Source organism: Hyphomonas sp. UBA3601, assembly GCF_002375605.1.
Classification (GTDB): Bacteria; Pseudomonadota; Alphaproteobacteria; order Caulobacterales; family Hyphomonadaceae; genus Hyphomonas.
Map to the genome: position 1 here is coordinate 2,827 of NZ_DFME01000029.1, position 10,781 is coordinate 13,607.

The 10,781-nt window shown below is 60.0% G+C and carries 14 protein-coding genes; 10 read left to right on the forward strand and 4 right to left on the reverse strand.

What is annotated here, in order from left to right:
* The 7 genes from B4F73_RS03085 to B4F73_RS03115 form a co-directional block, all read left to right on the forward strand.
* Positions 1–635 (forward strand): ComF family protein (locus B4F73_RS03085; protein WP_290482479.1); only part of this gene is annotated, 635 nt, incomplete at its 5' end.
* 30 nt (positions 636–665) lie between these two features.
* Entirely contained in the window at positions 666–923 is a 258-nt protein-coding gene (gene grxC / locus B4F73_RS03090) for a glutaredoxin 3 (protein ID WP_206991395.1), read from the forward strand.
* A gap of 12 nt (positions 924–935) precedes the next feature.
* Positions 936–1,376 (forward strand): DUF1178 family protein, encoded by a 441-nt coding sequence (locus B4F73_RS03095; protein WP_034815074.1) that lies wholly within the window; start codon positions 936–938, stop codon positions 1,374–1,376.
* An 83-nt stretch (positions 1,377–1,459) separates the two neighbouring features.
* The gene (locus B4F73_RS03100) at positions 1,460–1,762 is read left to right on the forward strand and encodes an aa3-type cytochrome c oxidase subunit IV (RefSeq protein WP_034815077.1); all 303 of its coding nucleotides are present in this window, start codon (positions 1,460–1,462) and stop codon (positions 1,760–1,762) included.
* Between the two features lie 384 nt (positions 1,763–2,146).
* Positions 2,147–3,112, forward strand: a complete 966-nt coding sequence (locus B4F73_RS03105; RefSeq protein ID WP_206993276.1) for an ABC transporter ATP-binding protein — start codon at positions 2,147–2,149, stop codon at positions 3,110–3,112.
* Positions 3,112–4,518 (forward strand): ABC transporter permease, encoded by a 1,407-nt coding sequence (locus B4F73_RS03110; RefSeq protein ID WP_206991392.1) that lies wholly within the window; start codon positions 3,112–3,114, stop codon positions 4,516–4,518. The genes B4F73_RS03105 and B4F73_RS03110 overlap by 1 nt, the downstream gene beginning before the upstream one ends.
* A 100-nt stretch (positions 4,519–4,618) precedes the next feature.
* Complete coding sequence (locus B4F73_RS03115) at positions 4,619–5,623, forward strand: hypothetical protein (protein ID WP_290479998.1); 1,005 nt, start codon at positions 4,619–4,621, stop codon at positions 5,621–5,623.
* Positions 5,624–5,716: 93 nt separating this feature from the next.
* On the opposite strand, the gene B4F73_RS03120 is transcribed toward B4F73_RS03115, so the two are convergent.
* Positions 5,717–6,547 carry a class I SAM-dependent methyltransferase gene (locus tag B4F73_RS03120; protein WP_290482480.1) on the reverse strand — a complete coding sequence of 277 codons (831 nt, stop codon included), beginning with the start codon at positions 6,545–6,547 and terminating at the stop codon, positions 5,717–5,719.
* A gap of 136 nt (positions 6,548–6,683) precedes the next feature.
* Positions 6,684–6,893 (reverse strand): 30S ribosomal protein S21, encoded by a 210-nt coding sequence (rpsU, locus tag B4F73_RS03125; RefSeq protein WP_156947899.1) that lies wholly within the window; start codon positions 6,891–6,893, stop codon positions 6,684–6,686.
* A gap of 127 nt (positions 6,894–7,020) precedes the next feature.
* Here rpsU and B4F73_RS03130 point away from each other — a divergent pair, with 127 nt between their 5' ends.
* The 3 genes from B4F73_RS03130 to B4F73_RS03140 all read left to right on the forward strand — a co-directional run bounded on the left by B4F73_RS03130 (position 7,021) and on the right by B4F73_RS03140 (position 8,689).
* On the forward strand, positions 7,021–7,656 hold the full coding sequence (locus B4F73_RS03130; protein ID WP_051607847.1) for a COQ9 family protein: 636 nt from the start codon (positions 7,021–7,023) through the stop codon (positions 7,654–7,656).
* A gap of 252 nt (positions 7,657–7,908) precedes the next feature.
* On the forward strand, positions 7,909–8,244 hold the full coding sequence (locus B4F73_RS03135; RefSeq protein ID WP_051607849.1) for a DUF2794 domain-containing protein: 336 nt from the start codon (positions 7,909–7,911) through the stop codon (positions 8,242–8,244).
* Between the two features lie 97 nt (positions 8,245–8,341).
* Positions 8,342–8,689: a hypothetical protein gene (locus B4F73_RS03140; protein WP_206991387.1), complete on the forward strand. Its 348-nt coding sequence runs from the start codon at positions 8,342–8,344 to the stop codon at positions 8,687–8,689.
* Position 8,690: 1 nt separating this feature from the next.
* On the opposite strand, the gene B4F73_RS03145 is transcribed toward B4F73_RS03140, so the two are convergent.
* Together B4F73_RS03145 and B4F73_RS03150 are read right to left on the reverse strand one after the other, a co-directional pair.
* Entirely contained in the window at positions 8,691–10,394 is a 1,704-nt protein-coding gene (locus B4F73_RS03145) for a vWA domain-containing protein (protein WP_290482481.1), read from the reverse strand.
* A gap of 93 nt (positions 10,395–10,487) precedes the next feature.
* On the reverse strand, positions 10,488–10,781 hold a 294-nt coding region (locus tag B4F73_RS03150; protein ID WP_290482482.1), incomplete at its 5' end, for a DUF885 family protein.

Consider the following 10,781-nt stretch of genomic DNA (forward strand, 5'->3'; position numbering starts at 1 on the left):
TCGCCGCCATCGGATTCCTTTCCGATCCTGTCTGCGAATGCTGTGGCCGGCCAATGGAGCTGGACCTTGGGCCAGGGGCGCAATGTGCACCCTGTATCGCCCGCCCGCCGCGTTGGGACCGGGCCCGCGCGGCGCTCGTCTATGAGGCCGCCAGTCGCCGCATCGTGCTTGACCTCAAACGATCAGGCCGCCGGGACGGGCTGCATGTCATGACCGGCTGGATGCACCGGGCGGGGGGGCAACTGGTCGCCGAAGCCGATCTGATCGTGCCCGTGCCGCTGCACTATACGCGCCTTGTCAGTCGAGGCTTCAACCAGTCAGCCTGGCTGGCACAGGGTATTGCCCGCCGTGCCGGCCTGTCCTGCCGCGTCGATGTCCTGAAACGCCGCCGCCGCACGCCCACTCAGGGTGGGCTCAGCGCGAAGGCTCGCCGTCGCAATGTGGCGGGGGCATTCAAAGTCTCCGACCGCGCTGCAACCCATGTGCACGACAAGCGTATCCTGCTGGTGGATGATGTCCTGACGACGGGTGCGACCCTGTCGGCCTGCACGCGTGCCCTGAAACAGGCAGGCGCGCGACAAGTCGACGTGCTGGTGCTTGCGCGCGTTGTGCGGGAAACGGATGTCACCATATAAAACCGGAAGAAACTATTCAGGAGCCCCTCAATGGCTGATGTCACAATCTATACGCGCCAGTTCTGTCCTTACTGCACGCGCGCCGTCTCCCTGCTGAAATCCAAGAACGTCAATTTCAATGAAATCGACGCCGGAATGGATGCGCAGAAAAAAGCCGAAATGGTCGAACGGTCTGGGGGCGGTCGCACCTTCCCGCAGATTTTTATCGGCGACAAACATGTCGGCGGCTGCGATGACATGATGGCACTTGAAAGGTCCGGGAAGCTGGATTCCCTGCTCGGCGCATAATCTGGGGCAGCCATGATCCGTTACGCGCTCATTTGTTCTGATTGCGACCATGACTTCGAGGCATGGTTTGCGTCGTCTTCGGCGTTTGACGACCAATCCAGCCGGGGCCTTGTCAGCTGCGCGATGTGCGGCGGCGAGAATGTGGTCAAACAGATCATGGCGCCGTCTGTGCGTACATCCGACGGTCGCAAGGCCGCGCCGGATGAGGCGGCGATGGCGCGGGAATTTCTTGCGAAGGCACGCGACCACGTCTCGCGCAACTTCGACTATGTCGGCGACAGCTTCGCAGACGAGGCGCGTTCGATGTTCTATGGCGAGACCGACAACCGGCCGATCTGGGGCGAAACCTCTGCCGAAGAATCCGAAGCCCTGCGTGAAGAGGGTATCCCCGCAGCGCCCTTGCCACGGGCAATGACGCCCAAGCGGCCCAAATCGAACAAGCAACTAAACTGAACTGGAGCGCTTTGACGCGCTTGACCCTGCTTCGCCCTGATATATTACGCAGGTCACAAGGTTTTTGACGGGGAGTGCCCTAAATGGCTGCCAGTGAATATCATCGTGGAGACATGGACATCAGCGCCCAGAAGGCGACTTGGGATGGTTTCATGGTGGGAAGCATCTGGGGCAGCCTGCTCATCATCCTGACCGTCGGCTATGCAACGCTCGCCGTTGCCATTGGCATGAACTGGATGATTGCCCTCGGCCTGATGACCGTATTCGGCATTGTCTCCGGCCTGGTCATGAATTTGGGTGGCCGCTGGATGGCCACTGTCGTGCTGATGGTGGTGCTGGCCTTGGTCGTCCAGCTGTTCATCGCACTGTTCGGACTCGTCCTTTAGAACACTCAGATCGACAGGTTTTCCGGTTCCTTGCAATCGGCGCATGTCGCGATGGCCGGATCAGCCTTGAGCCGTGTCAGCGGGATTCTGGCGTCACATCCTGTGCATAGGCCATAGCGCCCCGCTTCCATGCGGGCGAGGGCGGATTCGATCCGGGCCAACTGTTCTGCGTATTTCTCAAGGGAACCAGGCGGGCGCCGGATTCCGTCAGCACCTGCATCTTTTGTCAGGCGATCCAGTCCTGAAAGGGGAGGCATCGTCTTCATCTGGAATGATGCTGCGACTCCTTTAAGGGCTTGGCAAGGCGTTTCGGGCGATTGAGGGTAATCCATATCGACAAACACTAACGACCTGACGTCGATTGCCTACAAGGACGCCATGCCGATGCCCTCATCGCCCCTGATCATGACCTCTGTCACCAAGCGGTTTGGGACATTTACCGCCGTGGACAACCTGTCCCTTGAAGTGCCGGACGGCCAGATCATCGGCTTTCTCGGCCCGAACGGCGCTGGCAAATCGACCAGCTTGCGCATGGGACTCGGGATCATGGAGCCGGATTCAGGCGAGGTGGAACTGTTCGGTGCGCGGCCGAATGTCCGCGCGCTTCAGCAGGTCGGCTTCCTCCCGGAAGAGCGCGGCCTGTACAAGAAGATGACCGCGCGCGACACGATCAGCCATTTTGCGCGCCTGAAGGGCCTGTCAGCGCATGATGCGCGGACGCGCGCTGACGAACTGCTCAGCGCTGCGGGCCTTGAGGAATTCAGCCGCGCGCGCATCTCGAAATTGTCCAAGGGCATGGCACAGAAGGTCCAGATCCTGTCCACGCTGGCGCACCGGCCCAAATTCCTGATCCTGGATGAGCCCTTTTCAGGCCTTGATCCGGTCAACCAGCAAGCCCTTGAAGATCTTGTCCGTGCCGAGCATGCACGCGGCGCGACCATCCTGTTCTCCACCCATGTCATGGAACATGCCGAACGCCTCTGCGACCGTATCGTGATGATGGCGCGGGGGCGCAAGGTTCTGGACGGAACGCTGAAGGAGGCCTTTGCCACACTGGGGCAGGGGGCACGGATTTCCGTCGAGAACGGGTTTGATCTGTCGAGCGCACTCGGCCCGAAAGGGTTCGAGGCGGTCCGCACGACAGATGCCGGACATGGCGAGACCTGGCGGATCGATTTGCCGCCGGGCCGGGAGGCGCAGGACGCCTTGCGCGCCGCAATTGAGGCCGGCGCACCGATTACCGGCTTTGCGCCCGAAGAGGCCCGCCTGCGCGACGTGTTCGTGTCGCTGGTGGGCGAGGCAGATGCAGCCGCTCTGGCCGCATCGCTTGCAGAAGATGAGGCCGCCTGATGCGCAACATATTGCTGATCTTTCGCCGGGACTATCTTGGCTATGTAAAGGCCTGGGGCTTCTGGCTGAGCCTGGCGGCTGTGCCGCTCTTCATGATCATCGGTGCGGCGCTCGCAAGTTTTGCGGCGCAATCCTCGCCGGTGCGCTACTATGCCGTCATCGAGCCGGGTGGCATCTATGCCGAGGCGATCGAAGCCGAGTTCCAGCGCCGGGAAATGGCCAATGCGGAACGTACAAGCGAACTTGCCGAACAGCTGGACCTGCCCGTCATGAGCGAGGATGAAGCCCGCGCCGCCGCCGAAGGAGCCAGCATTGCCAGCCGGAAATTCATCCCGGTGCCCGCGCCCGCAGATTCCATTGACGGATTGCGACCCTATCTGCTCGGTGAAAAACTGGTCTCCGGTCCGCTCGGCGACAAGCCGCTCTTTGCGGCCTTTGTGCTGGCAGAGGATGGGGGCGAGCTCGAATACTGGAGCGACGACGTCAATGTCGACCAGCTGCGCTATCTCGCCCAGGATGCCATGCTGCGCCTTGCCCGCCGCGATGCGCTCAACGAAGCCGGGCTTGGCGAAGACTTCCTCCAGAACGTGGATGATGCGGCCTTTGACGTGCCGGCACGCCGTATCCGCACGATCGAGGAACAGGATGCCACCGGCGCCGAAGTGACGATGGCCGACCGCGCGCCGATGTTCGTCGCGGGCGGGCTCGCCTATTTCCTCTGGCTTATGGTGTTCTCGATCATCCAGTACTTGTTGATGGGCACGATCGAGGAGCGCTCGAACAAGATTTTCGACACACTGCTGACCTCGGTAAAGCTGCCGGAATTGCTGGCGGGCAAGATGCTCGCCGTGTTCGCGGTCACCTCCACCATGATGCTGTCCTGGGGCCTGTTTGCCTTTGCGGGCGGCACATTGGTCGCGACACAGATTCCGGGTGTTGGCAGCATTATCGAGCCATTCCTGGCGACGCTTGCCAATCCGGCCATCATCGTGCCGGGCCTGATCAGCTTCATTCTCGGCTATATCATGTACGGCATGATCTTCATGGCGCTCGGCTCGCTCTGCGATACGATCCAGGAAGCGCAGACCCTGCTCAGCCCGATGATGATCCTGCTCATGCTGCCCATGTTCGCGATCTTCATCGCCTTTCAGGACCCCGGCTCGCCATTGGTCGACATCGCCTCATGGATCCCGTTCTTCACGCCCTTCCTGCTGATCCTGCGCATGCCGCATGATCCGCCGCTCTGGGAAGTGCTCGCCCAGATGGGCCTGATGGCCGGGTTCGCCCTGCTCATCCTGTGGCTGTCCACCAAGGTCTACCGCGCAGGCGCCGTCCACGGCGCCGGCATCGGCGACATGGGCGGCATGCTCAAGCGGATGGTCGGCCTGAAAGGGAAGGCGGTTTAGGGCGAAGTCCACGCTTTAGTCTTCTTTGGGGCAGGAGGGGAAATACCCAAGCATCCGAGTCTTCCCTGCTACAGCATAGTGCTACATAGCTCTTTAGGTCATGTCGAAGTTCAAGTTATCGCCTCCCCTGCACGACGCAGTGTTCAACGTTGCCGCATCAATTCTCAAAGGGAAGCTAGATGATGATGCGCTTGCCTCATTTGTAGAACAGACCAACTCAATAAATTTGAAGCACATCGCCCAATGCGAGAGCGAAATAAGGTCGATAATATATAAAGCGCAATACGAGCTCGGTCGACGTCAGTTATGGAAACAACGAAAGGATCACCGCTTCGTCTTTCCTTGGTTTGATCTGTTTAGTGGCGATGGATTCCGACGCGAGAGATCGCTTCGAACAATTAAATCCGGAGCACCAACCGCTTTTCTACTGGCCATTCTGCTGCGCAGATTAAACGACTGGGTTCCTCAAGTAAGAGAGGCCGCTAGAATTGCTGTCAAAGAGGTTTTGGCCGAATCGGATACCGAGATTGTCGTGTCCGTTGCTTGGGTATTGTTGCCAGTTCGGTCCACATGGGGGCGATTGGAAGACCGCGACCTTCAAGTCTTGGATACTATCACGGACCGCGAATCCGTTGCGTCGCGCTTAGCTGATACAATCGAAAGGGCCGATAGCGGTCCCGCTGCCACAATTCTTCGACAAGCAAGTCGGCGTCCCGCATTGGATAAGTTCTTACCTCGACTGGCAAAGCAGGCAGTACAACCTGCTGTTCGCGCTTTAGCTCACCGAATGCTCATCCAACGACAAGCGGTTTGGCTGGTGGGGTGGCAGTGGCGATGGACTGACAAATCTCTCGGAGAACGAGAGAAAGAGCCAAAACTATCGATCCGCTCAATCGATCACGCACTATCTGAGGCTCAGCTAATCGAAGCGGCGGCTAACGATCCGGCAGCTTCTGTCCGCAGGGTTGCTGGTGACGGACTTATCACCAAGAAAGGTAACCTCACCGAATTTGAACTCGAAATTGCTAGACAGTTAGAAACTGACCCATATCCGTCGGTCGCTGAGCGCGGGCGTTTTGTTTTGCGAGAAGATGCCTCTGGTTGATAGATAATATCCCCTCCGACGCCGAAAGCGGTCGCCCCAAAAACAAAAAAGCCCCGACTGCTTGAATCTCTGTTGCTGTCGGCGCAGCGCGCTTTAGCCTTTTACCGCAATCATTTCGACAGGTGCGATGAGGCCTGCGGCGATATTTGCCTCCATGTTTCCTACCTTCTCGGCTGTGCTGTGCTGCATCAATGTGTGAAGCCCGAGCGGTGGCGGACCGCCACGGGTCGCGTTGGCTTCCCGGATCTTGCGGAAGAAATCCAGTGCGAAAGCACCCCGGTTGTTCTCAGTCAGACACTCAAACCCGGCTGCCTCAAGCGCTTTCCTGTAGCCTTCCGGCCCGGTGAGCCAGCTCGTGTCGCGACTGCCGGCCCATGGCACTGGATAGGCCAGGTCGCCTTCGCCCGTTCGCATGATATCGTAAATGCCGAACCGCGCACCTGAGTCCAAGACACGGTGAACCTCGGCAAACAGGGCCTCCTTGGCGTCGATATTCATGCCGACATGCATCATGTAGGCACGCTGGAATTCGCGATCAGGAAAGGGCATGGACAATGCGCTGCCTTGCCTCAGAGACACCCGGTCGGACAGTCCCACCCAATCGCACAGCACCTGACCCGTCTCCACATATTCCGGTGTGAGGTCAATGCCTGTGACCTGAGCCTCATAAGTGGCCGCCGCAAACCGCGCCCCACCGCCAAGCCCGCACCCGACATCCAGCACTGTCATGCCTGCATTGATATCAAGCTGGTCGAGAAAGTGCGTGCTGGCGACGCGGCCACCAATATGAAATTCGTCAACCGGTCCCAAATCGTCGACCGTGACCCTGTTTGGACCCAGTCCAAGATTCGACAGGCCGTCCTCGATTGCCTGCAGCAAATCGCCGTGGCGATAGTGCGCAGCAATCTGTTCATTGATGGTCATGTGCGTGCCTGACTGTCAGCTTGCCGATGGCGATGATCTTGATCGCGACCACGCTCCAAATCAACTCCGAAAGCAAAAAGCCCCGCCAGCGCGAACTGGCAGGGCTTTTATGGAAACCGGTAATCCGGAGAGGCGTCTATACGATGCCTTCGCGCTGGGCGCGCTTGCGAGCCAGCTTGCGGGCGCGGCGAACCGCTTCAGCGCGCTGACGAGCTTTCTTCTCGGATGGCTTTTCGAAGTACTGACGGGCCTTCATTTCCCGGAACAGGCCTTCGCGCTGCATTTTCTTCTTCAGCGCGCGCAGAGCTTGCTCGACATTGTTATCGCGGACGACGATCTGTACGATTGTTCTTCTCCATTCGTTAGGGGCGTCGCCCCGATTCAATTCGGTTGAGGCCTACAGACCTCGGAAGCGGGGCCTATATCACGGCTCTGGCCGATTGGCCAAGCCCTTAAAGCCATCAGGTTCAGTTATGACACAAACACCGTCCGAAGTCCTTAGGTTCCGCTGGCTGGACGCAATGCTGCCGGACGTGCCGTTCGATGGCTGGACAGAGGCCACAGCGGCCAGGGCCGCCAAACAGGCAGGCCTCAGCGAGGGCGAACAGGCGCTGGCGGCGCCAAATGGCGTACCCGACTTGATTGACGCCTTCTTTGACCGGGCGGGGCAGGCGGCTCGCGAGGCGCTTGCGGATCAGGATATCTCGGCCCTCAAGACGCCCGCGCGCGTAAAGGCGGGTGTTCTGGCATGGCTTGCTGCGCTGGAGCCGAACCGGGAAGCGGTCCGCCGCGCCGCCGTTCGGGGCCTGCTGCCCTGGGGCGCGGCCTCTGCGGTCCAGCGGACCTGGCGCATCGCAGACATGGTCTGGGACGAGGCGGGCGATACATCAGAGGATTACAATCGCTATTCCAAGCGCGGCCTGCTGGCGGCGGTGATCCCGCCGATCATCATGTATTGGCTCGACCAGCCGTCGGATGAACAGCTCGATACCTATATCGACCGGCGTCTCAGCCTTGCCTCGGGCATCGGCCGGAATCTCGGGCGAATTGCCAAGCCATTGCTTGACGTATTGCCGGTCTCGCGGCCCAATGGGTCCACGAAGGCGTAGGTTAATTGTCAGGGAAGGGTAAGTTGTCGGACAGAAGCTGAACAAACGCCCCAGGGGGCTGGGGGGGCTGATGGGTCCGGGGTGTCTGCTGAACACCTCCGTCCGACAATTAGAAGATGATTGTCGTCGGGGGCGGACGCAAGGCGTAAACATGGCAAAACTGCCCCAATTACCCCCGTTTTGCATTAAATCGCGGTTAGGCGAGCTTACCAGCCACCTTTTCGCGTCTCAGGAGAAACCAGAAAGGGAAAAATGGCTGAAAACACGCACCGGATAACGCCCCCGGAACCGCGAATCGCTTTTCACAAGACCGAACTCCAACCGATTCTCGACGTCTATGGCCGATTGGTCATGGCCGGCAAGGCAAGGGACTATGCCATTGGCATGCACAAGGACGTCGCGATCTTTGCCATTTTCAGGCGACACGCCGAAAACCCCACCTGGCGGATCGAGAAACAACCCCATCTCGCAAACATGCAGGGCCAGTATGTGGTCTACGGACAGGCCGGTCAGGTGCTGCGCCGGGGCCGCGAACTGGCGCAAGTCCTGCGCGTTTTCGACCGCAGCCGTTTCCGCGTCATTGAGTGAAATTCGATCGAATGCGTTAACACGCTGTTAACTAAAAAATTCTTGCGGAACGTTCTGGAACATTATAGGAACATGCTCATCAGAACGGAGCATGAACATGGGTATCGACGTAAGATTTCGGGGACGGTCAGGCAAAGCCTGGGATTTCAAACGCGTTCCATTGGATGCGCCTTGGGCGCGCACGGCAGGCGTGGCATTGTTTGCCGCTCCGGACACATATGGATGGCGCATCATCCGCACGATTGAATTGTCGGGCAAGCCAAACGACGTCCAGCCAATCTGGGCACTCGCCGATGCCGAACGCTACGGCGCGCGGGCGGTCTTCCTCGCCACGGAATTCGATGCGCGCACGCGCCGCCTGATCGTGAACGATATCGAGGCCGGCTTCAGCCCGGTCTGCGTAACGGATCGCAGCCGGGCCGACGCCGCACCCATCGCGGCCTGATCTATTCGATTTCCTGACCCGGCCTGTTCAGGGCGGCCTGTGCTTCGGCCGTTTCTGCCAGCCGGGTCAGTTGCACGAATTCCGCGCGATAGCCGAATTCATCCGGGCCCTTGGCACCATTCGCCAGATTTCGGATTTCCTCCCAGCCGAAACCGGTGCCGAGGGCCTCTCCCCCTTTCAGCATCTCGCCATAGCCTGCCACTGCCGTGGCAAAGCGCGCCCATTGCGGCGCGGCGGCTGTGCTGGCCGCACGGTCGGAAAGGGTGACAGGACGCTCCAGCAGGATGGAGTCCTCCGCGCCGGGGGCCTTGTAGCGCAGTTTCACAAACGCATATTCCCCGGACGGATCGCTGGCCGACGTATCCGTGTCACCATAGCGCAGCGGATCGATCTGAGCGGCGTCTGAGCCAACCGGCGTGATCTCATAGATCGCGGTGACACTCGTGCCCGCGCCAATATCGCCGGCATCGACCTTGTCATTGTTGAAGTCTTCCCGGTCCAGCATACGGGTCTCGTAGCCGATCAGGCGATACTCGGCGACGCGCGCCGGATTGAACTCCACCTGGATCTTCACATCATCCGCAATCGGAAAGATATTGCCCGACAGGTCATCGGCCAGAATCTTGCGCGCTTCGCTCAGCGTATCGACATAGGCCGCCGTGCCGTTTCCGGTCTGGGCGATCTTCTGCATCATCGCATCATTGTAATTGCCGCGCCCGAAGCCGAGCACGGACAGGTAAATGCCGGTCTCGCGCTTGCGGGAGACGAAATCCTCCAACTGTTCCGGGTCGGAAATGCCGACATTGAAGTCTCCATCGGTCAGCAGCATGACGCGATTGACGGCATCTTCCTTCAGGCCCTGTTCGGCCAGCGAATAGGCAAGGCGCAGGCCTTCACCGCCCGCGGTAGAGCCACCGGCTTTCAATTCTTCCAGCGCCGCAACAATCTTGCGCTTCTCGCTGACCGGTGTCGGCTCCAGGATTTCCCCGGCGGCGCCCGCATAGACGACGATGGCGATCGTGTCGGTTGGCTCCATCTCCTCCAGCATCAGCTTGATGGCCTGCTTGGCCAGCGGCAGCTTGTCGTCGGAGAACATGGATCCCGACACGTCCATCAACAGGGTGAGATTGATGGGCGGGCGGGCATCGCGGTCAATGTCCCGGCCCTGAATGCCGATCTGCATCAGCTCGCGTCCCTCGGCAAAGGGCGACGGCATCACATTCACCTGGGTCGAGAAGGGGGCCTCGCCTTCGGCGGGCTGGGGATAGGTATAGTCGAAATAATTGATCAGCTCCTCGATGCGCACGGCATCCTTGGGCGGCAGGATGCCGTCTTCCAGAAAGCGCCGCACATTGGCATAGGAGGCCGTGTCGACATCAATCGAGAAGGTCGAGACCGGTTCTTCGCTGACCAGCTTGACCGGGTTCTGCTCGACATCCTCATACTGGTCCCGGAATTCGGGTGCGGGCGCCAGGATCACTGGTGCGGCCATTGCTTTGCCGAGCATGGCCCGGGATTCCATCACCATTTGCGGCGGTGGCGGAGCAGGGGGCGGTGGGGGCGGCGCGGATGAGTCCTGCTGGCTGCCCGTGACAGTTACCGTTTGCAACTCCGCGTCGCCTGCCTGACCGGTCTCACTCGTTTCACAAGCTGTCAGTATTGCGGCGGCGGCCACTCCGGCCAGAACCATTCCTCGCATGCGCATGATGTCCCTCCTCATTGCGTCCTTGAGGTGACAGAATGGTAAGCCACGCATGGCGTCAATAAGGCGAAGCCCGGATAGTTTGTGGCAAAAAGCCTAGTTCGACAGGTCGACTTTCGAAATGTACCAGCGCTCCACATCTCGTTCGAGCAGGGAGAGGGGGCGCGGTCCGCCGCCAAGAACAACGGCGTGGAATTCTGCCAGATCGAAATCGGGGCCGAGCACGCGTTGGGACCGTTCGCGCAGATCCAGTATGCGTTGCGCGCCCACCCAATAGGCCGCCGCCTGTCCGGGCCAGACGGCATAGCGGTCCACTTCCTGGGCCATGGCCTCTGGCGATTGCCCGGTCGTCTCAGCGAGGTAGTCGATTGCCTGCTGGCGGGTCCAGTG